This window comes from Rhodopseudomonas sp., assembly GCF_036404135.1.
GTDB lineage: Bacteria > Pseudomonadota > Alphaproteobacteria > Rhizobiales > Xanthobacteraceae > Rhodopseudomonas_A.
In genome coordinates, this window is the sequence record NZ_DASWPE010000080.1 from 1 (window position 1) to 23,625 (window position 23,625).

Genomic DNA, 23,625 nt, shown 5'->3' on the forward strand with positions numbered 1-23,625 from the left:
GAGGGGTGGGGTGAGGGGGCGTTTCAACAAGGCCGCCCTCGGTGAAATGCCCCCTCACCCGGATCATCGCTTCGCGACGATCCGACCTCTCCCCGCGAGCGGGGAGAGGTGAGGCCGTGCCTGATATAGTCGGCTCAGTCCTTGCTTACGCCGCCGCCAGTTTCTTCGGCGGGAAACGGCCGTAGAAGGTCTCGCCGGTCTTTGCCATGTCTTCCAGGAGCTTCGGCGGGGTGAAGCGGGAGCCGTATTTGCCCTCGAGCTTGTGGCATAGCGCCACGAACTCTTTCGTCCCCATGAAGTCGATATAGCTCAGCGTGCCGCCGGTGAACGGCGCGAAACCGAAGCCGAGGATCGAGCCGACGTCGGCCTCCCGCGGGTCGGTGATGACGTGATCCTCGACGGTGCGCGCCGCTTCCACCGCCTGCACCACGAGAAAGCGCTGCTTCAGCTCCTCGATGTCGATCGTATCCGGATCGAGCTGCTTGGGCTGCAGGCCGGCAATGCCCTGCCACAGGCTCTTCTGGCCCTTGCCCTTCTCTGGATAGTCGTAAAACCCCTTGGCGTTCTTGCGGCCGAACCGGCCCTGCTTCTCGACGATTTCGATCATCAGCTTCTTCTGCTGCTGGTCGACCGCCTGGCTGCCTAGATCGGCCTCGGTGGCCTTCATGATCTTCAGCACCAGGTCGAGCGCCACTTCGTCGGCCAGCGACAGCGGGCCGACCGGCATGCCGGCCATCTTGGCGACATTCTCAATCATCGCCGGCGGGATGCCTTCCATCAGCATTTCCAGGCCCTCGGCGGTGAAACGCAGCACGCAGCGGTTGGCGAAGAAGCCGCGACTGTCGTTGACCACGATCGGGGTCTTGCCGATCTGGCGGACGTAGTCGAGCGCGGTGGCGAGTGCGACGTCGCCGGTGTTCTTGCCGACGATGATTTCCACCAGCATCATCTTCTCGACCGGCGAGAAGAAATGGATGCCGATGAATTTCGACTGGTCCTTGAACTCCTCGGCCAGCGAATTGATCGGCAGCGTCGAGGTGTTGGAGGCGAAGATCGCGCCGTCTTTCAACAGCGGCTGCGCCTTGGCGTAGGTCTCGGCCTTCACTTTCCGATCCTCGAACACCGCCTCGATGACGAGGTCGCAGTCCTTGATCGCATTATAGTCCGGCGTCGCGGTGATGCGGCCGAGGATGGCGTCGCGGTCGGCCTCCTTGGCGCGGCCCTTGGCGACCAACCCGTCGATCACGCTCTTGCAATGCGCCTTGCCCTTGTCGGCGCTCTCCTGGTCGCGGTCGATCAGCACCACCTCGATGCCGCCCTTCGCGGAGACGTAGCCGACGCTGGCGCCCATGAAGCCGGCGCCGATGATGGCGAGCTTCTTGACCTTGGTCGGCGGCACGTGCTGTGGCCGCCGCGCGCCCTTGTTCAATTCCTGCATCGACAGGAACAGGCTGCGGATCATGGCAGCTGCTTCCTTGCTCTGCAGGATGTGGGCGAAGTAGCGCGACTCCACGCGCAATGCGGCGTCGATCGGCAGCAGCAGCCCCTCATAGGCGCAGCTCATGATGGCGCGGGCGGCCGGATAGTTGTCGAAGGTCTCGCGGCGATAGATCGCATTGCCGGCCGGGAAGATCATCATCCCCTGCTTGGAGAACACCGGGCCGCCGGGCAGCTTGAAGCCCTTCTCGTCCCACGGCGCCACCGCCTTGCCGCCGCCCTTGATCCAGTTTTTGGCGGCCTGGATCAACTCCGCCGCCGGCACGACGGCGTCGACGATCTTCGAGGCTTTCGCCTTGGCGAGATTGATCTGATCGCCCTTCAGCAGCATCTGCATGGCGTCGGCCGGCTGCAGGATGCGCGGCAGTCGCTGGGTGCCGCCGCCGCCCGGGAACAGGCCGACCTTGATCTCGGGCAGGCCGAGCTTGGTCTTCGGATTGTCGGCGGCGACGCGATGATGGCAGGCCAGCGTCACCTCGAAACCGCCGCCGAGCGCCAGACCGTTGATCGCCGCGACCCACGGCTTGCCCGAGGTCTCGAGCTTGCGCAGGATCTGCGACAGCTTGCGGCTCTCGTCGAACAGCATTTTTTGCGCGGCTTCCTCACCCTTGGACTTGCGCAGCTCGGCGAAGGTCTTGTTTAGGCCTTCCAGCATCGACAGGTCGGCGCCAGCGCAGAACGCTTCCTTGCCGGAGGTGATCACCACGCCCTTGACTGCGGCGTCGGCGGTGGTCTGTTCGACGATGGCGCCGAGCTCTTCGATGCTGGTGACGTCCAGCACGTTCATCGAACGGCCGGGACTGTCCCAGGTCACTAGCGCGATGCCGTCGGCGTCGGTCTCGATCTTGAAATTCTTGAAGGCCATGTGATCAGCTCCTTCGATGCCTGCGGCCGTTGCGGCGCGGCGGTTGTTTCTTGTTTCCTCTCCCTTGCGGGGAGGGGGGCTCTGAGTCGTAGAGTCGTAGGGTGGGCAAAGGCGCCGCTTGGCGCCGTGCCCACCGGCAAATTCTCGATGGCGAATGGTGGGCACGCTTCGCTTTGCCCACCCTACGAATGCAGCCTCACACCCGCTCGATGATGGTCGCGGTGCCCATGCCGCCGCCGATGCACAGCGTCACCAGCGCGGTCGCCTTGTCGGTGCGCTCCAATTCGTCGAGCACGGTGCCGAGAATCATCGCGCCGGTGGCGCCGAGCGGATGGCCGAGCGCGATCGCGCCGCCGTTGACGTTGATCTTGTCGTTGTCGATCTCGAACGCCTGGATGTAGCGCAGCACCACCGAGGCGAAGGCTTCGTTGAGTTCGAACAGGTCGATGTCGGCCTTGGTCATGCCGGAGCGCGCGAACAGCTTGTTGGTGACGTCGACCGGGCCGGTCAGCATCATCGCCGGCTCCGAGCCGATATTGACGAAGGCGCGGATCTTGGCGCGGGCCTTGAGGCCGTATTTGGCGCCGGCGTCCTTGCTGCCGACGAGCACCGCGCCGGCGCCGTCGACGATGCCCGACGAATTGCCGGCATGGTGCACGTAGTTGATCTTCTCGATTTCCGGATGCGACTGGATCGCCACCGCGTCGAAGCCGCCCATCACACCGACCTGCGCGAACGAGGCCTGCAATTGCCCGAGCGACTGCATCGTGGTCGAGGGACGCATGTGCTCGTCCTTGGCTAGGATGGTGAGGCCGTTGATGTCCTTGACCGGCACCACCGACTTGTTGAAGCGGCCTTCGTCCCAGGATTTCGCGGCGCGCTGCTGGCTCTGCACCGCATAGGCATCGACGTCGTCGCGGGAGAACCCGTATTTGGTGGCTATCAAATCGGCCGAGACGCCCTGCGGCATGAAGTAGGACGGGATCGCCATCGACGGGTCCATCGGCCAGGCGCCGCCGGAGGCGCCGATGCCGACCCGGCTCATCGATTCGGCGCCGCCGCCGATCACCAGCTCGTGCTGGCCGCTCATGACCTGCGCCGCGGCAAAGTTCACCGCGTCGAGACCCGAGGCGCAGAACCGGCTGATCTGCACGCCCGGTACCGATTGCCCCAAGCCAGCATTGAGCGCCGCGAACCGCGCGATGTCGGAGCCGGCTTCGCCAACCGGATCGACCACGCCGAGGATCACGTCGTCGACGGTGTCGGCGGGCAGGTTGTTGCGTTCCTTCAGCGCCTGCAGCGGCACGGTGGCGAGCGCCAGCGCGGTCACCTCATGCAGCGCGCCGTCCGGCTTGCCGCGGCCGCGGGGGGTGCGAACGTGATCGTAGATAAATGCCTCGGGCATCGGTTTTCTCCCGTTTCGGTCGTGGCTCCGGGCGAGCCCGACCAATTGCAATTCACTGAACTCAAGTCACTGTCATCGCGAGCTCGGCAGCGGCCCTAAGGCCGACCGGGGTCGGTCGTGCGTTGCGCTGGCCGGGTGTCGAAGTTGATCGAGGCGCTGCGGCAACCGAACCCTCGCCCCGCTTGCGGGGAGAGGTGAAGGCCGTGCCCGTAACGCGCGTTCGGTCGCAACTTGTTGCATCAGCAACTCTCGAAAATGCGGAGCAGGACGTCTTAGCGCGACGCGATCAGAACGCCTCCGCGGGCAGTTCCATGATGGTGGCGCAGCCGCTTTCGATCCGGGTCAGATGCAGCGCGGTTTCCGGCAGCATCCGCTCCACGAAGAACCGGCCGGTGACCAGCTTGGATGTCAGATAGGGCGTCGCGCCGCTCTGGGCAATCTTGTCCTGTGCCACTTTGATCATCTTGGCCCACATGTAGCCGAAGCCGACCAGGCCGAACAGTTTCATGTAATCGGTGGCGCCGGCGCCGGCATTGTCGGGCTGCGCCATCGCGTTCATCATCAGCCAGGTGGTGGCCTTCTGCAGATCGCCGAGCGCGCGCGACAAGGGCGCGACAAACGGCTGCATCGCCGCGTCGGCGCCGTGCTGCTTGGCGAAGACGGCCACCTCGGCGAAAAACGCCATCACCGCGCGGCCGCCGTCGCGCGGCAGCTTGCGGCCGACCAGGTCGAGCGCCTGAATGCCGTTGGCGCCCTCGTAGATCATCGCGATGCGGGCGTCGCGGACGAATTGCTCCATGCCGTTGTCGGCGATGTAGCCGTGGCCGCCCCAGACCTGCTGCGCCGACACCGCATTGGCAAAGCCGACGTCGGTCAACACGCCCTTCAGCACCGGGGTCATCAGCCCCATATGATCGTCGGCGGCCTGGCGCTCCTTGGCGTCCTCCGAGCGGTGCGCGACGTCGCCCTTCAGCGCGGTCCACACCACCATGGCGCGCGCCGCCTCGTTGAAGGCGCGGATGCTGAGCAGCGTGCGGCGGATGTCGGGATGCACGATGATCGGGTCGGCCGGCTTGTCGGTGGCCTTGGCGCCGGTCAGCGCGCGGCCCTGCAGTCGCTCCTGAGCGTAGATCACCGCGTTCTGATACGCCACTTCGGATTGCGCGAGGCCCTGCACCGCGACGCCGAGCCTCGCCTCGTTCATCATCACGAACATGCCCTGCATGCCCTTGTTCTCTTCGCCGATCAGCCAGCCGGTGGCGTCGTCATAATTCATCACGCAGGTGGCATTGCCGTGAATGCCCATCTTGTGCTCGATCGCGCCGCAGCTGACGCCGTTGCGCCCGCCGAGCGAGCCGTCGGCATTGACCAGGATCTTCGGCACCACGAACAGCGAGACGCCCTTGATCCCGGCCGGCGCGCCGTCGATCCGCGCCAGCACCAGATGGATGATGTTCTCCGACAGATCGTGTTCGCCGGCGGAGATGAAGATCTTGGTGCCGGTGATCTTGAAGCTGCCGTCGGCCTGCCGGGTGGCCTTGGTGCGCAACAGCCCGAGGTCGGTGCCGCATTGCGGCTCGGTCAGGTTCATGGTGCCGGTCCATTCGCCGGTCACCATCTTCGGCACGAAGATCGCTTTCTGTTCGGGCCGGCCATGCACCAGGAGCGCCGCGGTCGCCCCCATGGTGAGGCCGTGATACATCGAAAACGCCATATTGGCGGACGTCATGAATTCCGCGACGGCATGCGACAGCGTCGAGGGCAGGCCCTGGCCGCCATATTGCTCCGGCGCCGACAGCCCGAGCCAGCCGCCCTCGGAGACCTGCTTGTAGGCTTCCTTGAAGCCGGTCGGCGCGGTGACGCTGCCGTCGTCGTGACGGGTGCAGCCTTCCTTGTCGCCGATCCGGTTCAGCGGCTGCAGCACCTGCTCGCTGAGCTTGGCGGCTTCCGACAGGATGGCGTCGCGGACGTCGGCCGATGCATCGCTGAATCCCGCCAGATTGTCGTAGCGATCGATCTGAAACACGTCGTTCAGAAGGAAACCAACGTCTTCGAGCGGGGCTTTGTAGCTGGGCATCTGGTCCTCTCGGGTGGGGCCTTTGGTGCGCTTCGTTTAGGGAAAATTATGCGGCGCAGCAATCGAAATACAGATGGCTGACCTGTCCCCGGCGCGGCTTTGGAACCGTTTGGTGCGCAGCAAGGCGGTGACGTTCCGCGGGACGGTATTTTGAACCCACTACTAACTTTCCTGCCGCCGAAACCGGCTCTTTAACTCGTTCTTTACCCTAACACGAAAAAGTCGCCGCGAGGGGCAGACGACCCGCGTCGATTGAATTGTCTCGTCATGGGACGCGCGGGGAGGGCTGCGGAGGCGCGGGTCGCGCCGGTGCCGGAAGCGGACAAGAGCATGAATTCGCGCGTATCGTGGAGTGTCGAGGGGATCGAACCGTCAGTGCGCGAACGGGCTGAGGCCGCCGCGCGCCGCGCGGGCCTCTCGCTTGGCGACTGGATCAGCGCCCAGGTCGGCGACGTTCCGCCACAGCTTCGGCCCCAGGATCCGTCGCAGCCGGCGCGGCCGCCATCGCCGGCCTTGGCCGAGAAAGATGCCCAGGAGGTCGCCGAGATCCATCAGCGGCTGGACTCCATCACCCGGCAGATCGAACAGATTTCGCGGCCCGCGGGCCGCGGCGAACCCGGCGTGGCGCGGCAGCTCAACGACGCCATCTCGCGGCTCGACGCCCGCTTGTCGCAGATCACCGCCGGGCCCGCCACCCGGAGCCCGGAGCCGCAACAACCGCAACTCGACCGTGTCGAGCGCGCCGCCGCCGACGTTTACCGCTCATCGCCTCCATTGGCCCCGGGGTCGCTGGATTCCGCGATCGCCGAGATCGCTGCGCGGCAGAGCGAACTCGACGCCGCCGCCAACCAGATCATGCCGCGCCGCGCCGCGCCGCCGATCGCGCCGGCGATGCCGGCCGCGCCGGCCGGGCCGGACATCTCCGGGCTGGAGCGCCAGCTGCACAAGATTACCACGCAGATCGACGCGTTGACCCGGCCCGATGCGATCGAGCAGTCGATCGCGGCCTTCCGCAACGAACTCGCCGAGATCCGCCAGACCATCACCGAGGCGATGCCGCGCCGCGCCATCGAATCGCTGGAAAGCGAGATCCGCTCGCTGGCGCAGCGCATCGACGACAGCCGGCACAGCGGCATCGACGGCAGCGCGCTGGCCGGCGTCGAACGCGCGCTGGAAGAAATCCGCGACGTGCTGCGCTCTTTGACCCCGGCCGAACAGCTCGCTGGCTTCGACGAGGCAATCCGCAATCTTGGCGGCAAGATCGACATGATCGTGCGCTCGAGCGGCGATCCCTCGACGTTGCAGCAGCTCGAAGGCGCGATCGCAGCGCTGCGCGCCATCGTCTCCAACGTCGCTTCCAACGAAGCGCTGGCGCGGCTCGCGGAGGACGTGCAGACGCTGTCGTCCAAGGTCGACCAGCTCGCCCGCGCCGACAACCACAGCGATTCCTTCGCGGCGCTCGAGCAGCGCATCGCCGCGCTGACGGTGACGCTGGAGAATCGCGAACGCCCGGTGCAGAGCGATCCCTCGGCGCAACTGGAAACCGCGCTGCTGGCGCTGTCCGATCGGCTGGATCATCTCCCCGTCGGCAATGACGGCGCTGCCACCTTCGCGCATCTCGAGCAGCGGGTGACCTATCTCTTGGAGCGGCTCGAAGCCTCCGCCGACGCTCGTGCGCCCAATCTCGGCCGGGTCGAAGAGGGCCTGCAGGACGTGTTGCGCCAGCTGGAACGCCAGCAGGACAACTTTGCCGCGCTGACCGCGGTGAGCCGCACCACGCCGGCCGACGACGGCCTGGTCGATACCCTGAAGCGCGAAATCTCCGATCTGCGCTTCACCCAGTCGGAAGCCGATCGCCACACCCAGGATTCGCTGGAAGCCGTGCACAATACCCTCGGCCATGTGGTCGACCGGCTGGCGATGATCGAAGGCGATCTGCGCAGCGCGCGCGCCGCGCCGCAGCCGGTCGCCGCGCCGCTGCAGCCGGCCACCCCCAAGCCGGTCGTTCAACCGCCCGCCGCGCCGCAGGCGGCGCCCGCGGTGGTGGTGCTGCCGCGGCCGGAATTGCCCAATCCCGCCGCCGTGCATTTCGATGCCGCGCCCCGCAGCTTCGCCGCCGCCGCAAACCCGCCCGAGCCGGCGCCGCCGCCCGCCGCAAAGACCATCAAAGACATCCTCAGTCCGACGCCGGCGCGCGACGCAACCGCTGTGGCCGACAAGGCGCGCGCCGCGCCGCGGCTGCCGATCAATCCCGAGCTGCCGCCGGATCATCCGCTGGAGCCCGGCACCCGGCCGCAGGGCCGCAGCTCGCCGTCGGAGCGGATCGCCGCCTCCGAGAGCGCGATCAGCGACATTCCGGCAGGGTCGCGCGAACAGACCAGCTCGTCGAATTTCATCGCCGCGGCGCGCCGCGCCGCGCAGGCTGCTGCTGCGGCGAGCCAGGCGACCGAGAAGTCGAAATCCGCCGGCAAATCCAAGCCGGCTGCGAAGCCCGCGACCAAACCCGCCGCCGCAGGCGCCGCAACACCGGGCGAGGGCGGCTCGACGCTCGGCGCGAAGATTCGTTCGCTGCTGGTCGGCGCCAGCGTGGTGGTGATCGTGCTCGGCACCTTCAAGATGGCGATGACGCTGCTCGACGGCGGCCCGTCGCAACCCGCGGCGATCGAAAGCGCGGAGCCCGCGCCGTTGCCGCCGCCCAGCAACAGCGAAGCCACGCCGGGGGCGGCGTCGCCGGCCAACCCGTCGATGACCTCGCCGACCCCGATCGACCGGCAATCGCTGTTCGGTCCGGCGCCCGCCAGGCCGGGCGACAGCCATACCGCGGATGCCGACGTCACCGGCACCATCCCGACTCCGCCACCGGCAATCCCGACGCCGCCGCCGAGCGGCCGCCCGGCGTCGCAGGTCGCGATCCCGGCCAACGAGAAACTGCCCGACACGATCGGCGGACCGCAGCTGCGCACCGCGGCGTTGCGGGGCGATGCCGCGGCGGCTTACGAGATCGGCGTGCGTTACGCCGAAGGCAAAACTGTGCCGGTGAATCTCGACGAGGCCGCCAAATGGTATGAGCGCGCCGCGCAGGCCGGCATCGTGCCGGCGATCTTCCGGATCGGCACGCTCTACGAAAAGGGCCTCAGCGTGAAGCGCGATCTCGGCGCCGCGCGACGCTACTACATCCTTGCGGCGGAGCGCGGCAACGCCAAGGCGATGCACAATCTAGCGGTGCTGGAAGCCGATGGCGGCTCGCAGGGCGCCAACTACAAGAGCGCGTCGCAATGGTTCCGCAAGGCCGCCGAGCGCGGCGTCGCCGACAGCCAGTTCAACCTCGGCATTCTTTATGCGCGCGGCATCGGCGTCGAGCAGAACCTCGCCGAGTCCTACAAATGGTTCAGCCTTGCCGCCGCGCAGGGCGACGCCGACGCCGGCCACAAGCGCGACGACGTCGCCAAACGGCTCGATCCGCAATCGCTGTCGGCCGCCAAGCTGGCAATCCAGACCTTCACGCCGGAGCCGCAGCCGGACGACGCGATCAACGTCGCCACCCCACCCGGCGGCTGGGACGGCGCGGGCGGGGCCGCCGCCAAACCCGCGGCGCCGGGCAAGCGCGCGGCGCGATAGTCACCCGGCGATTCAGGCCGACGCTTCGGCCGGCGCAGACATCGTCACCCGGTTCCTGACGCTGGGACGCTCCTGCATCCTTGCGTACCAGGCCTGCAGCGCCGTGCATTCAGCGGGGACCTGCAGTTTCACCAGCCCGGCAAAGATCAGGCCGCCGATCACCGTGATGTCGGCCATCGAGAACGCGGCGCCGGCGACGAATGGCTGCCGCTGCAGCATGGCGTCAAAATAGTGCATACCCTTGACGGCCTTGTCGCGCTGACGCAATCCCCACTCGGCGTTCTGATAGATCTCGACGTCGGGTCCCAGCCCCGGTGTGGCGTGGTGGAAATACACGCTGATGGCGTCGAGCAACTCCAGTTCGGCGCGCTTGCTCATCATGTGGATCACGCCCTTCTCACGCGGCGTCGTCCCGGTCAGCGTGGCCGGGCCATCGAGGACGTCAAGATATTCAGTAATGGCCGTGCACTCGGCAAGAAACGTCCCGTCGTCGAGTTCAAGCACCGGCAGCGTGCCCGAGTAATTCTTGGCAAGGAAATCGGGCTTCTTGTGCTCACCCTTGTAAAGATCAACCGTCACGAACCGCACCCGCGACTGCAGGTTCTTTTCGGCCAGGGCGATCCGGACCCGCGCCGGATAGGGTCCGGTCGGCCAATCGTGAATCGTCATCCCAGCCGCTTCAATTGCATCAATAGCGATGATGTCGGCGCTCATGCCTGCTCTCCTACCTGCCGCTTGGTAGGCAAATTAGGCTTCTGAATTCTGAAGTCAACGCCTATCTATCACTTGGTAGACAAGCTGAGGCTGGGCTGGACATGAGTTCGAATTCCAAGGAAGCCATTTTGGCGGCAGCCCGACGCACCGCACAGGCGCACGGCTATAACGGGCTGAATTTTCGCGATCTTGCGGCCGAGGTCGGTATCAAGGCGGCGAGCATCTATCATCACTTTCCGAGCAAGGCCGATCTCGGCGCTGCGGTGGCAAAGCGTTATTGGCAGGACACAGCGGCCGGCCTCGAGGCCTTGCTGGCCGAATCGTCCGATCCGGCCAGCGCGCTCCACCAATATCCCGAGACGTTTCGCAAGGCGCTCGCGAGCGACAACCGCATCTGCCTGTGCAGCTTCATGGCCGCCGAGTCCGACGACCTGCCGGACGCGGTCAGGAAAGAGGTCCGGACCTTTGCCGACGTCAATGTGGTGTGGCTCGGCAAGGTTCTCTCGGCTGCGGCGATCGTCGCTCCGCAGGAGAGCGAGCGGCGTGCGCGTGCGATCTTCGCCGCCATTGCCGGTGCCCAGCTGATGGCGCGGAGCCGTTCGGATATTTCGCTCTACGACGCCATCGTCGACAGCTATCGCGCCGCGGGTCTGCTGCCGGCGTAGTGCGCGAGCCGCTTGGTACGTGACGATCGTTTGACGAGTTCGTCCGAAGTCAGATCGCGCCACGGCCTGGCCGCAGCCAAGCCGGCAGCGGCCGAGCGCGCGTTAATCTGAATCATTCACCAACTTGACCAATGCGTGTCAGGCGGGGCTGAAAAACCCGGCTGGTCGCGCATTCTTTAATCCCGCCGAGGGTGATTTCGGATATGCAAAGACGCAGCGAATAGTCGCGTCAACCTCCCTGTCCGAAGCGAACCCGCGTGCAGCTTTACCTTCCGATCGCCGACATCCCGGTCAACGTTCTGCTCATCCTGGCGATGGGCGCCGCGGTGGGATTCGTCTCCGGCATGTTCGGCATCGGCGGCGGCTTCCTGATGACGCCGCTCCTGATCTTCATCGGCATCGCGCCCGCCGTCGCGGTCGCCTCGGTGACCAGCCACATGGCGGCGTCGTCGCTATCCGGCGCGCTGTCCTACTGGCGCCGCCGCGCCATCGATCCGGCGCTGGCCATGGTGCTGCTGTGCGGCGGGCTGATCGGCACCGCACTCGGGGTCTGGTTCTTCACCTTGATGCGCGCGCTCGGCCAGCTCGACCTGGTGATAGCGCTGTCCTACGTCGTGCTGCTGACCGCGGTCGGCGGGCTGATGGTGTGGGAAGGTTTTCGTGCCATCCTGCGGACGCGCCACGGTCAGACCGTGGTGCCAAAACGCTCCGGCAGCCGCAACTGGATCCACGCGCTGCCGCTGAAGATGCGGTTCAAGCGCTCCAAGATGTATCTGTCGGTGATCCCGGTGGTGGCGATCGGGCTGGTGATCGGATTCATCGGCGCGGTGATGGGGGTGGGCGGCGGCTTCATCCTGGTGCCGATCCTGATCTACCTGTTGCGGGTGCCGACCTCGACGGTGATCGGCACCTCGATGGTGCTGACGCTGTTCACCATGCTGATCGCCACCGTGCTGCACGCCGTCACCAATCATCAGGTCGATGCGGTGCTGGCGCTGATCCTGATGATCGGCGGCGTCACCGGCGCGCAGTTCGGCGCGCGCGCCGGCCAGCGCATCCGCGGCGAACAATTGCGGCTATTGCTCGGGCTGTTGATCCTGGCGGTCGGGGTGCGCTTTGCGATCGAGCTCGGGATCCAGCCGCAGGATCTGTTCACCATCCGCGAAACCGGGAGCGGCGCATGACGCGGAGGCGCGCGGCGTTGCTCGGGCTTTGCCTGCTGCTCGGCGCGGCGGCGGTCGGTCCCGCGCGCGCCGAACAGTTGATCGTTTCGATTTCCAACTCCCGCATCACCGTGACGCCGAATTATTCCGGCGGCGAACTGGTGCTGTTCGGCTCCATCGAGAAGGACGTCGATACGCCCGCCGACCGCGCGGTCTACGACCTGGTGGTGACGGTGCGCGGCCCGCCGGCCGACATGGTGACGCGGCGCAAGGAGCGCAAATTGGGGATCTGGGTCAACGCCGACTCCCGCCAGTTCCTGATGGTGCCGAGCTATCTGGCGGTGTTCGCCAACAGGCCGCTGGAGGCGATCGCGGCGCCGGAGGTGCTGCGGCGCCAACAGCTCGGGCTCACCAACATCCTGCTGACGCAGCGGGTCGGCACGGATTTCGCCGACGTGGTGCCGAACGATGCGTTCCGCAGCGCCTTCGTGCGGCTGCGCACGGAGCACGGCCTGTACCGCGAGGAAAACGCGGCGGTGATGTTCTTGACGCCGACCCTGTTTCGCACCGGCATTCCGCTGCCCGCGGAAGTGCCGATCGGGTCCTACGACGTCGATATCAAGGTGTTCGCCGACGGCGCGCTGGTCACCAAGACCGAGACCTCGTTCGAGATCGTCAAGGTCGGCTTCGAGCAATTCGTCGCCTCCACCGCGCGACAGAACGGCCTGGCCTACGGCCTGGTCACCGCGCTGATGGCGCTGATGACCGGCTGGATGGCCTCGGTGGTGTTCCGGCGGGATTGAGATCTCCGCCAGACATGAACACCAAACGATCTCCAGACTCGAAGTCGTCATCCTGAGTGTCTGACCGAAAAAGCAGCGAGCAAAATCAGGGGGCTTTGTCATTGCGAGCCGAGGGCGGCGCGCAGCGCCGACTGAGAAGCGAAGCAATCCAGGGGCTCCATGCGCGGCCCTGGATTGCTTCGTCGCAAGAGCTCCTCGCAATGACGGGTTGAATGCCTGATTTCATTGATCGCTTTTTGAGTCAGACTCTGAGGCGCGAGCCCACTTGGGCGAGCCTCGAAGGATGCGGATATACGTGCCGCTGGCCTATCCTTCGAGGCCCGGCTTCGCGCTTTGCGCTACGCCTGGCACCTCAGGATGACGTGGTACTTGTGGAGACTTAGATAAAATACCCAATGCCCATCGCCGCCACGCTGAGCGTCATCGCCGCGGTGGAGAGCCAGCCCAGCCAGTACAGCGCACCGCGGACCACGAAGCGCCGCATCACTTCCTTGCGCCGCGCCATCAGCATCAACAGCACCATCACCGGCACCGCCAGCACGCCGTTGATCACTGCGCTCCAATACAGCGCCGAGATCGGGTTGATCGGGGTGAAATTCAGCGCGATGCCGACAACGCCGGCCAGCGCCAGCACGCTGTAGAACGCCACCGCTTCCTTCGGCTTGCGCGCCAGCCCGACCGGCCAACGCCGGCCTTCGCCGATCGCATAGGCGGCGGATCCCGCCAGCACTGGGATCGCCAACAGCCCGGTGCCGACGATGCCGAGCGCGAAGATCGCTTCGGCGAACGCGCCGGCGATCGGCTTCAGCGCTTCGGCGGCCTCCGCCGAGGTCTGGATGTCGGTCTTGCCGGTGGCGTGCAGCGTCGCCGCTGCGGTGACGATGATCGACAGCGCGATCAGATTGGAGAACGCCATGCCGATGATGGTGTCGGCGCGGATCCTTTGGAATTCGCTGCGGGCGTCGCCCGGCGTCTTGATCAGCGGCTTCTTGTCCGGATCGATGCGTTCTTCTTCGGCTTCCTGCGAGGCCTGCCAGAAGAACAGATAGGGCGAGATCGTGGTGCCGAGAATCGCGACGATGGTGGTGAGATAGTCGCCGCTCCAGGTCATCTTCGGAATCAGGATGCCGGTCAACGCCTCGCCCCACGACACGTGGGCCACCGCCAGCGCGCCGACATAGGCGAACAGACACAGCGTCAGCCATTTCAGCACCGAAACGTAGCGCTTATAGTCAAAGAAGATCTGCGCGGCGACCGAGATCACGCCGAAGCCGACCACATAGGCGATGCCGGGGCCGCCGATCAATAGCTTGGTGGCGTCGGCCATGGCGCCGAGATCGGCGGCGATGTTGATGGTGTTGGCGACGAACAATAGCGTCACCACCACGCCCAGCATCTTCGACGAGTAGTAGCGGCAGACATTGCCGGCGATGCCGCGCCCGGTGACGCGGCCGACCCGCGCGGAAATCTCCTGGATCGCCACCATCAGCGGAAACGTCAGCAGCATGGTCCAGCCGATGCCGTAGCCGAGCTGCGCGCCGGCCTGGCTGTAGGTGCCGATGCCGGAGGGGTCGTCGTCCGATGCCCCGGTGATCAGGCCGGGCCCAAGCGTCTTGAAGAAGTTGCGGAACCGAAACGTCTCGCGATGTTGGACTTTCAGATCGGCTTCGGTTTCCACAGCCACGCGTCACCTCCCGCTGAATCGAAAACGAACGTGCGGCGGCACCGAAGGTTCCGAGCCAGGAACTGGGTGATCAGCAACAGCGCGACGCCGCGATGGCGTGCAACCGGCGGTCGCCGATGAGATGTGCGACGAAGCCCAACGGGGTGAAGATCTTCGCGAAGGCCTCATGGCGGATATTGAGGCCGCCGGTGTAGGCGCCGAACGCCGGCATCACCAGCCGCCGGCCGTCGCTGGCAAAACAGCGCCGCTCCATCGCCCGGCCGCGCGCGGAGACCCGCGCCTTGGGATGCAGATGGCCGGCGATTTCGCCTTCGATGCCGGTCGGCTCGTGGCGGAACACGATCGACCCGATCGCGACCTCGCTGGCGACGAGGCCGCCGAGACCGCTCGGCAGAGCCGGGTCGTGATTGCCGGCGATCCAGATCCAGTCGCGGCGGGCCTGCAGCGCGCCGAGGATGTCGCGATTGGCTGCCGACAAACGGTCATGCGCGTCGCGATCATGAAAACTGTCGCCGAGCGCCACCACCAGCTTTGGATCGTAGCGCGCGATCACCGCCCCGAGCCGGCCGAGCGTGGCGAGGGTGTCGTAAGGTGGCAGCATCACGCCGCGCATCGCGAAACTCGAGCCTTTTTCCAGGTGCAGGTCGGAGACCACCAGCAGCCGCTCGTCGGCCCAGTACAACGCACCGGAGAGGTCGGCGAGCATCGCGGCGCCGTTGAGATGCAGCGTGGTCATGATGTCTCGCCCATTGCCTCGCGCACCAGATCCTCGGCGGCTTCGGCCAGCAACTCGTCGGAGGCCTCGCCGTACACCGCCTCGCGGCCGATTTCCAGCATCACCGGCACCGCCAGCGGCGACACCCGCTCGAGTTCCTTGTGGACGATGCGGCCCTTGATTCGGCCCAGCATATCACTGAGCCGCCGGATATCGAGCAGCCCGGTGGCGGCGTCGGCGCGGGCGGCGCGCAGCAACAGATGATCCGGCTGGTGCTTGCGCAGCACGTCGTAGACGAGATCGGTGGAGAACAGCACCTGGCGTTTGGATTTCTCCTCGCCGGTGAAGCGCCGCGGGATCAGCCCGGAGATCACCGCGCAGCTGCGGAAGGTGCGTTTCATCAGCGCGGATTCCGCAAGCCAGGCTTCGAGGTCGTCGCCCAGCATGTCGGGATCGAACAGCGCATCGAGGTCGAGCCGGCCCTGCCGCACCATCTGCGACAGGTCGCCGAGGCACCACACCGCCAGCGCGTATTCATTGGCGACGAAGCCGAGCGGTTTCGCGCGACTGCGTTCCAAGCGGCGGGTCAGCAACATGCCGAGCGTCTGATGCGCGAGGCGGCCTTCGAACGGGTAGCACACCAGATAATGCTTGCCCGCGCGCGGAAAGGTCTCCACCACCAATTCGCGTACACCCGGCACCAGCGACAGCGAGGCCTGCAGCGACAGCCAGTCGTGCACCTGGTCGGGCAGCGCGGTCCAGGCGCGCTTGTCGTCGAGTAGCTTGCGCACCCGTTCGGCGAGATAGGTGGAGAGCGGAAACTTGCCGCCCATGTAGGAGGGGACGCGGGCATCCTTGTCGTGGGCGCGCGAGACATAGGCCACGTCCTCGACCAGCGCCTCGTAACGCACCACCTCGCCGCCGAACACGAAGGTGTCGCCGACCAGCAATTGCTCGATGAAGTATTCCTCGATCTGGCCGAGCATCCTTCCGCCGCGGCCGAGCGCGCCGGTGTGGCCCGCCCCGCCGCGCGAGGAGCGCACCAGCTTCACTTTCAGCATGGTGTCCTCGACGATGGTGCCGATGTTCAGCCGATACATCTGCCGCACCCGCGGATTGGTGACGCGCCATTTGCCGGCGTTGTCCTGTTTGATGCGGGCGAAACGCTCGTAGCTCTTCAGCGCGTAGCCGCCGGTGGCGACGAAATCGACGGTGTCGTCGAAATCGGCGCGGGCAAGATCGGCATAGGGCGCGGCGCTGCGCACTTCCGCATAAAGATCGCCGGCGGCAAACGGCTCGCCGCAGGCGCAGCCGAGCACGTGCTGCGCCAGCACGTCGAGCGCGCCGGTGCGCAGCGGCGGGGTGTCCTGCGCGTTCTCGGCCACCGCGTCGATCGCGACGCGACATTCCAACACTTCGAAGCGGTTGGCCGGCACCAGCACCGCGCGCGAGGCCTCGTTGAGGCGGTGATTGGCGCGGCCGATCCGCTGCATCAGTCGCGACGAGCCCTTCGGCGCGCCGACATTGATCACGAGATCGACGTCGCCCCAGTCGACGCCGAGATCGAGCGACGAGGTGCAGACCACGCCGCGCAATTTCCCCGCCGACATCGCGTCTTCGACCTTGCGGCGCTGCGCGACGTCGAGCGAGCCGTGATGCAGCGCGATCGCCAGATTGTCGTCGTTCATGCGCCAGAGTTCCTGGAACAGCATTTCGGCCTGGCTGCGGGTGTTGACGAACACCAGCGTGGTGGTGTTGCGCCTGATCAGGTCGTAGATCTCGCCGAGCGCGTGGCGGGCCGAGTGCCCGGCCCAGGGCAGCCGCTCCTTCGAGTCGAGCATTTCGACGATCGGCTGCGCGGCGCCGCCGGCGGTGACGATGTCGGCCGCTGCCGAGTCACCAAGCGGCTGCGGCACCAGGAAGCGGGCCAATTGCTCCGGCTCGGCCACCGTCGCCGACAGCCCGATGGCGCGGAGCTGCGGCGCGATCCGCCACAGCCGCGCGAGGCCAAGCGACAACAGATCGCCGCGCTTCGAGGTCACCAGCGCGTGCAATTCGTCGAGCACGATGCGCGTGAGCGATCCGAACAGAAACGGCGCGTCGTCGGAGGCGAGGAGCAGCGCCAGTTGCTCCGGCGTGGTCAACAGAATGTCGGGCGGATAGCGGCGCTGCCGGGCGCGGCGCGACACCGGGGTATCGCCGGTGCGGGTTTCGACCTTGATCGGCAGGTTCATCTGCGCGATCGGCGCCTCCAGGTTACGCGCGATATCGACCGCCAGCGCCTTCAACGGCGAGATGTAGAGGGTGTGCAGGCCTCTTCCCTTGCTTCCCTCTCCCCTTGTGGGGGAGGGTGCCTGCGCGGAGCGCAGGCGGGTGAGGGGTTGATGCGCTTCGTTCTGCGTCGACCCCTCATCCGGCGCGAACGCGCTTCGCGCATTCTCGCCACCCTCTCCCACAAGGGGAGAGGGGAAGGGCGCCCCGCGCGGCGCATCGCCGCTCAATTCCACCAGCGTCGGCAAAAATCCCGCCAGCGTCTTGCCGGCGCCGGTCGGCGCGATCAATAGCGCCGAGCGGTCGGTGCGTGCTTTCGCCAGCAGCGCCAATTGATGCTCGCGCGGCGACCAGCCGCGCGCCGCGAACCATTGCTGGAAACGCTCGGGCAGCGCATCGAGGGAAACGGGGTCATCGGGCGGCACCTTTGCAAGCTATAGCGTTTTCGAGCGAAGTGGATCCCGGTTCGCGTGAAGAAAACGCGTCAAAATAAGAATCTAGAGCCACGATTGTGATTCTATCAAAACCGGAACTCTAGGCATTGGCGAAGGGGAGGTCGAGTGGCGCGCGCCCGGCGGCGGACCGAACGATAAGGTTGAATTTCTTGGTGATTCGCGGCCCGCGGGAGCCGCGCCCGGTGCCGCCGCCGCCGAGTCGGCCCTGCGCAAGCCCGATTCGGCCGTTGAGCGATCCAAATCCGCGCGCCTGATCAGGCCCTTATGTCGAATTGCCGATCGGTGTGGCTGTCCGGGCACAGACATCGCCGGGCCACTCCGCTAGGGTCCGGCTTCAATTCAATTTGGGGTGGACCATGAAACGTATTCTCGCCGGCGTCGCGCTTATCGGAACGGCCGTTAGCGCCCAAGCAGCCGACCTGGCCACCAAGGCCCCGTATTACAAGGCGCCGATCGTTCAGGTGTACGACTGGACCGGCTTCTATATCGGCGTCAACGCCGGCGCCGGCCTCGGTCGCGACCGCGCCATCCAGAATCTGCTGCCCGGCGCCACCACGACCACCTATCTGCAGTCGCTCGGCGCGCTCGGCGGTGGCCAGATCGGCTACAACTACCAGACCAACTCGGTGTTCGGGCCGTTGGTGATCGGTCTCGAAGGCGACTTCCAGGGCGCCGATCTCAGCGACAACCGCACCACCCTGTTCGGGCCGGTGAATTACAGCCAGAAGCTCGACTGGTTCGCCACCGCGCGCGGCCGCGTCGGTATCGCCCGCGGCCCGGTGCTGAACTATTTCACCGGCGGTTTTGCCGTCGGCGACGTCAGGACCACGGTCACTGAGGGCGGCTTCACCGCATTCGACAGCGGCAAGCGGACCCTGACCGGCTGGACCATCGGTAGCGGCGTCGAAGCCGCGCTGGGCGGCAACTGGACCGGCAAGATCGAATACCTCTATCTCGATCTCGGCAACAAGACCGATTCCTTTGCCTTCCTCGGCCCGCAGACCCTGCAGACCAACGTGCGGGAGAACATCTTCCGGGTCGGTCTGAACTATCGCATCGGCGGCAACAGCGTCTACGTGCCGGCGCCGGCCGCGAACTGGACCGGCTTTTATCTCGGCGGCAATTTCGGCAGCGCCACCGCGCGCGACCGCACCACCGCCACCGTGTTCGGCGTGACCGAACAGTTCAACCTCGCCCCGGATGGCTTCGCTGGCGGTGGCCAGATCGGCTACAACTGGCAGGCCTCGAACTGGGTGTACGGCTTAGAGGCCGATTTCCAGGGTTCGACCCAGCGTGACAACGACACCGCGGTGTTGCTGGGCGCCGTGGCCTACGACGCCAAGCTGCCCTGGTTCGGCACCGTGCGCGGCCGGCTCGGCTATTCGGTCGGCTCGACGCTGTTCTACGGCACCGGCGGTTACGCTTACGGCAAGGTCGAGACCACCATCGCCTCGCCGCTCGGCAGCGAGAAACTCTCGAAGACCGCAAGCGGCTGGACCGCGGGCGCCGGCATAGAAACCCCGTTCACCCTGCTCGGTTTGGTCGGTCCGAACTGGACCTCGAAGACCGAATATCTCTATGTCGACCTCGGCTCGACCGACAGCAACTTCGCCGTTGGCGTCAACACCACCAAGGTCACCGAACATATCTTCCGCACCGGCATCAACTATCACTTCAATACGCCGGTGGTCGCGAAGTACTGATCGCAGCATCTGCTGACCAGCAAAACCCCGGCCTTCGCGGCCGGGGTTTTTGTTTGTGGAGCATTGATTGAGAGTTTGCTGCTATCAAGCCTTGGCGGCGACGATCACCAGCCCCGGCACCGGCACGCCGGCTTCGCTGCGCGCCGACGCCCGCTGCAACTGCTTGACGACCAGACCCGTGGCCGCGATGGCGCGCTGCAGATAGTCCGCCGAATGGGCGTAGCGCAGTCCTACACCGAGCACGACGCCGTCGCCGTCATGGGTTTCCGCGGTCAGCGCAAGCAAGCCGTCCGGTGCCAGCACGCGCGACACCTCGGCGAGGAGCGCTGCCGCGTCGTGCAGATAGATCACCACATCGGCGGCAAGGATCAGATCGGTGCCGGCCGCCGGTTGCCGCGCCAGCCCCTCCACGATCTCCACCACCTCGACCTCGGCGTAGAGCCCGCTGGCGCGCGCCAGTTCGGCCATCCGCGGCGACAGATCGAAGCCGATGATGGTTTCGGTCTGCGCTGCGAAGGCGCGGGCGGCGAGCCCGGTGCCGCAGCCAAGATCGATGGCGCGGCGGAAATAGGCCGGCCGCAGCTGCGCGCCGCGCACCGCCAGCACCGCCTTGAACAGCAGCGCCGGGCCGCGGTAGCTGAGTTCGCCGATCAGCGCCGCTTCGAAGCGCGGCGCGTATTGATCGAACAGCGTGCGCAGATAGTGGGTCGGGATCGACGCCGGGGCGGCGGCGCCGAGCCGGATCAGCCGCAAGCCGGCGCCGTGGCGATCCACCGGATCGCAGCTTTGCGCGGCGCGGAACGCAGCGATGGCGCCGTCGCGATCGCCGAGCCGTTCGCGGACTTCGCCGAGCGTGAACCACGCGGTGATGAAACGCGGCGCCAGATCGGTGGCCTGCCGGTACAGATCCTCGGCCGCAACCAGATCGCCGCGCAGCTCGAGATCGCGCGCGAAGTCGAACCGCCGGTCGGCGATCATGTCGCCCGATGAGATGAAGATCCGCGCCGGCATTGGAAGGAACCCATCTGCACGCCTCGAATGAGCCCGACGCCGGCCTATATAACGAGAATGCGCCCACAAGACATCCTGCTGCCGGTCGCCGCCGGCCTGTGCTGCAAGCCCGGCGGTTTCCACATCGATCCGGTGCGGCCGGTCGAGCGGGCGGTGATCACCCACGGCCATTCCGACCACGCGCGGCCCGGCCACGGCGCGGTGCTGGCGACGCAGGAAACCCTCTACATGATGCGGCTGCGCTATGGCGAGAACTTCGCCGGTTCCGCGCAGGCGATCGGCTATGGCGAGGAACTGCGGCTCGGCGAGGTCACGGTGAAATTCCACCCGGCCGGTCACGTGCTCGGCTCGGCGCAGATCGCGGTGAGTTGCGAGGGGGTCTGCATCGTGGCGTCCGGCGACTACAAGGACGCAGCCGATCCGACCTGCGCGCCGTTCGAGCTGGTTCCCTGCGACGTGTTCATCACCGAAGCGACCTTCGGACTTCCGGTGTTCCGCCATGGCAACGCGGTCTGCGAGGTGCAGAAGCTGCTGGCCTCGGTGACGTTGTTTCCGGAGCGCGCGCATCTGGTCGGCGCTTACTCGCTCGGCAAGGCGCAGCGGGTGATCGCGCTGATCCGCGAGGCCGGTTACGACGCACCGATCTATCTGCACGGTGCGATGGAGAAGATCACCAATTACTACGTGGAACGCGGCGTGCCGCTCGGTGAATTGCGGCCGGTCAAGGGCGTCAAGAAAGCCGATCTCGCCGGCACCATCACGCTGGCGCCGCCATCGGCAACCTCCGACATCTGGACACGGCGTTTTCCCGACCCGGTCACGGCCTTTGCATCCGGATGGATGCGGGTGCGGGCGCGCGCCAGGCAGCGCGGCGTCGAATTGCCGCTGGTGATTTCCGACCACGCCGATTGGGACGGCTTGACCTCGACCATCAAGGCCACCGGCGCCGGCGAGGTCTGGGTCACCCACGGCCAGGAGGACGCGCTGGTGCATTGGTGCATGACGCAGGGCTTGCGGGCGCGACCGCTCGATCTGGTCGGCTATGGCGATGAGGACGGCGACGCGGCATTGGCTGCGAGCGAGGCCGCCGAGGCATGAATCGCTTTGCCGAACTGCTCGACCGCCTCGCTTATGAGCCCGGCCGCAACGCTAAGCTGCGGCTGATCACGCGCTATCTGCATGTGACCGAAGACCCCGACCGCGGCTTCGCGCTGGCGGCGCTGACCGGCGCGCTGTCGTTCAAGCACGCCAAGTCCGGCCTGATCCGCGAGCTGATCGCCGCGCGGACTGATCCGGTGCTGTTCGCGCTGTCCTATGACTACGTCGGCGATCTGTCGGAGACCGTGGCGCTGATGTGGCCTCGTTCACCTGTGCTTTCTTCACCTCTCCCCTCCGCGGCGCCCTTCTCCCCGCCCCCTTGCGGGGAGGTGTCGGGGGTGGGGGTCTGCGATGAATACGCTTCCGTTTTGGACCCCCACCCCAGCCCTCCTCGCAAGGGGGAGGGAGCGCGCCGTGCATCGATGAGTTCTGTGCCGACCAATCTCCCGCTATCTCCACGCAACGACCCCACGCCGACGCTGACCGAGGTCGTGACCACGCTGGCGACGCTCGGCAAGGCCGAGCTGCCGGCGCAGCTTTCGCGCTGGCTCGACGAACTCGACGAGGTGGGGCGCTGGGCGCTGCTCAAACTGGTCACCGGCAGCCTGCGGATCGGCGTCTCAGCGCGGCTGGCGAAGACCGCGGCCGCCGCGCTCGGCGACAAGGACCCGCACGACGTCGAACTGATCTGGCCCGGCCTCGCGCCGCCCTATCTCGAATTGTTCGCCTGGCTGGAAGGCCGCGCCGACAAGCCGGTCAATCGCGATCCGGCGCCGTTCCGGCCGGTGATGCTGGCGCACGCGCTCGAGGATGCCGATTTCAACGGCCTCAATCCCGCCGACTACATCGCCGAATGGAAATGGGACGGCATCCGGATTCAGGCGGTCTGCGGCGCTGGCGAAGATGGCCAGATCGTCTCGCGGCTATATTCGCGGACCGGCGAGGACATCACCCGGAGCTTTCCTGATCTGTTGCCGTCGCCGCGGCTCATCGGCGCGATCGACGGCGAATTGCTGGTGTTGCGCGAAAACCGGGTACAGTCCTTCAACGTGTTGCAGCAGCGGCTGAACCGCAAATCCGTGACGCCGAAGCTCTTGAAGGACTATCCGATCCATCTGCGCGCCTACGACCTGCTCAGCGACGGCGAGGCCGATCTGCGCACGCTGCCGTTCGAGGCGCGCCGCGGCAAACTCGAAGCCTTCATCGCAGAGCTTGACGATCCGCGCATCGACCTCTCTGCGACCATCCCGTTCGAGAGCTGGGAGGCGCTCACCGCGGCGCGAAAAGATCCGGCCGGCGCCGGCGCCGGGCTCGACGCCGACGCGGTCGAGGGCGTGATGCTGAAGCGCCGCGACGCGCTTTATCTGCCGGGCCGGCCGAAGGGGCAATGGTGGAAGTGGAAACACGATCCGCACGTCATCGACGCGGTGCTGATGTATGCGCAGCGCGGCCACGGCAAGCGCTCGTCGTTCTATTCCGACTACACTTTCGGGGTCTGGACCGCGGGCGAGGCGGGCGATGTGCTGGTGCCGGTCGGCAAGGCGTATTTCGGCTTCACCGACGAGGAATTGCTGCAGATCGACCGCTTCGTCCGCCGCAACACCACGGAGAAATTCGGTCCGGTCCGCCATGTGGTGCACCAGCCGGACCACGGTCTGGTGCTGGAAGTGGCGTTCGAAGGATTGCAGCGCTCGCCGCGGCACAAATCCGGTGTGGCGATGCGGTTTCCGCGGATCAGCCGGCTGCGCTGGGACAAGCCGCCGCGCGACGCCGACCGGCTGGAGACGCTGCAGCGGCTGCTGGATCAAGCCGCATCCTGAGTTGGCAACAAACGTCAACCCGGTTGCGGCGGTCTCCCCTCCCCTTTGCGGCAGGGCGATC

General features: G+C 66.4%; 15 protein-coding genes. 7 read left to right on the forward strand and 8 right to left on the reverse strand.

From position 1 onward, the window contains the following. Window positions 1-145: 145 nt before the first annotated feature. The 3 genes from VGC77_RS08695 to VGC77_RS08705 form a co-directional block, all read right to left on the reverse strand. Entirely contained in the window at window positions 146-2,362 is a 2,217-nt protein-coding gene (locus VGC77_RS08695; RefSeq protein WP_331171170.1) for a 3-hydroxyacyl-CoA dehydrogenase NAD-binding domain-containing protein, read from the reverse strand. Between the two features lie 196 nt (window positions 2,363-2,558). Next, on the reverse strand, window positions 2,559-3,767 hold the full coding sequence (locus VGC77_RS08700; protein WP_331171171.1) for an acetyl-CoA C-acetyltransferase: 1,209 nt from the start codon (window positions 3,765-3,767) through the stop codon (window positions 2,559-2,561). Window positions 3,768-4,053: 286 nt separating this feature from the next. Further along, the gene (locus tag VGC77_RS08705; protein ID WP_331171172.1) at window positions 4,054-5,844 is read right to left on the reverse strand and encodes an acyl-CoA dehydrogenase C-terminal domain-containing protein; all 1,791 of its coding nucleotides are present in this window, start codon (window positions 5,842-5,844) and stop codon (window positions 4,054-4,056) included. A 330-nt stretch (window positions 5,845-6,174) separates the two neighbouring features. On the opposite strand from VGC77_RS08705, the gene VGC77_RS08710 reads away from it, so the two are divergent. After that, window positions 6,175-9,462 carry a hypothetical protein gene (locus tag VGC77_RS08710; RefSeq protein ID WP_331171173.1) on the forward strand — a complete coding sequence of 1,096 codons (3,288 nt, stop codon included), beginning with the start codon at window positions 6,175-6,177 and terminating at the stop codon, window positions 9,460-9,462. 12 nt (window positions 9,463-9,474) lie between these two features. Here the strand turns inward: VGC77_RS08710 and VGC77_RS08715 are convergent, their stop codons facing one another. Continuing rightward, window positions 9,475-10,131, reverse strand: a complete 657-nt coding sequence (locus VGC77_RS08715; RefSeq protein WP_331171193.1) for a glutathione S-transferase — start codon at window positions 10,129-10,131, stop codon at window positions 9,475-9,477. A 146-nt stretch (window positions 10,132-10,277) separates the two neighbouring features. Here VGC77_RS08715 and VGC77_RS08720 point away from each other — a divergent pair, with 146 nt between their 5' ends. The 3 genes from VGC77_RS08720 (at window position 10,278) to VGC77_RS08730 (ending at window position 12,807) form a co-directional block, all read left to right on the forward strand. Next, complete coding sequence (locus VGC77_RS08720) at window positions 10,278-10,841, forward strand: TetR/AcrR family transcriptional regulator (protein ID WP_331171174.1); 564 nt, start codon at window positions 10,278-10,280, stop codon at window positions 10,839-10,841. A gap of 257 nt (window positions 10,842-11,098) precedes the next feature. Continuing rightward, complete coding sequence (locus VGC77_RS08725; RefSeq protein WP_331171175.1) at window positions 11,099-12,025, forward strand: sulfite exporter TauE/SafE family protein; 927 nt, start codon at window positions 11,099-11,101, stop codon at window positions 12,023-12,025. Beyond that, entirely contained in the window at window positions 12,022-12,807 is a 786-nt protein-coding gene (locus tag VGC77_RS08730; RefSeq protein ID WP_331171176.1) for a TIGR02186 family protein, read from the forward strand. Before VGC77_RS08725 ends, VGC77_RS08730 begins: the two co-directional genes overlap by 4 nt. 379 nt (window positions 12,808-13,186) lie before the next feature. Here VGC77_RS08730 and VGC77_RS08735 read toward each other — a convergent pair whose 3' ends face one another. The 3 genes from VGC77_RS08735 to VGC77_RS08745 form a co-directional block, all read right to left on the reverse strand. Next, window positions 13,187-14,485 (reverse strand): NRAMP family divalent metal transporter, encoded by a 1,299-nt coding sequence (locus tag VGC77_RS08735; RefSeq protein WP_414709628.1) that lies wholly within the window; start codon window positions 14,483-14,485, stop codon window positions 13,187-13,189. A gap of 76 nt (window positions 14,486-14,561) precedes the next feature. Further along, window positions 14,562-15,227 (reverse strand): ligase-associated DNA damage response endonuclease PdeM, encoded by a 666-nt coding sequence (gene pdeM / locus VGC77_RS08740; protein ID WP_331171177.1) that lies wholly within the window; start codon window positions 15,225-15,227, stop codon window positions 14,562-14,564. After that, window positions 15,224-17,902, reverse strand: a complete 2,679-nt coding sequence (locus tag VGC77_RS08745; RefSeq protein WP_331171178.1) for a ligase-associated DNA damage response DEXH box helicase — start codon at window positions 17,900-17,902, stop codon at window positions 15,224-15,226. The genes pdeM and VGC77_RS08745 overlap by 4 nt, the downstream gene beginning before the upstream one ends. A gap of 386 nt (window positions 17,903-18,288) precedes the next feature. Here VGC77_RS08745 and VGC77_RS08750 point away from each other — a divergent pair, with 386 nt between their 5' ends. Then, the gene (locus tag VGC77_RS08750; protein WP_331171179.1) at window positions 18,289-19,635 is read left to right on the forward strand and encodes an outer membrane protein; all 1,347 of its coding nucleotides are present in this window, start codon (window positions 18,289-18,291) and stop codon (window positions 19,633-19,635) included. 84 nt (window positions 19,636-19,719) lie between these two features. Here VGC77_RS08750 and VGC77_RS08755 read toward each other — a convergent pair whose 3' ends face one another. Further along, entirely contained in the window at window positions 19,720-20,646 is a 927-nt protein-coding gene (locus tag VGC77_RS08755; protein WP_331171180.1) for a class I SAM-dependent DNA methyltransferase, read from the reverse strand. Window positions 20,647-20,703: 57 nt separating this feature from the next. Here VGC77_RS08755 and VGC77_RS08760 point away from each other — a divergent pair, with 57 nt between their 5' ends. Further along, the gene (locus tag VGC77_RS08760) at window positions 20,704-21,744 is read left to right on the forward strand and encodes a ligase-associated DNA damage response exonuclease (RefSeq protein WP_331171181.1); all 1,041 of its coding nucleotides are present in this window, start codon (window positions 20,704-20,706) and stop codon (window positions 21,742-21,744) included. Then, entirely contained in the window at window positions 21,741-23,564 is a 1,824-nt protein-coding gene (locus VGC77_RS08765; RefSeq protein WP_331171182.1) for an ATP-dependent DNA ligase, read from the forward strand. The genes VGC77_RS08760 and VGC77_RS08765 overlap by 4 nt, the downstream gene beginning before the upstream one ends. Window positions 23,565-23,625 lie beyond the last annotated feature (61 nt).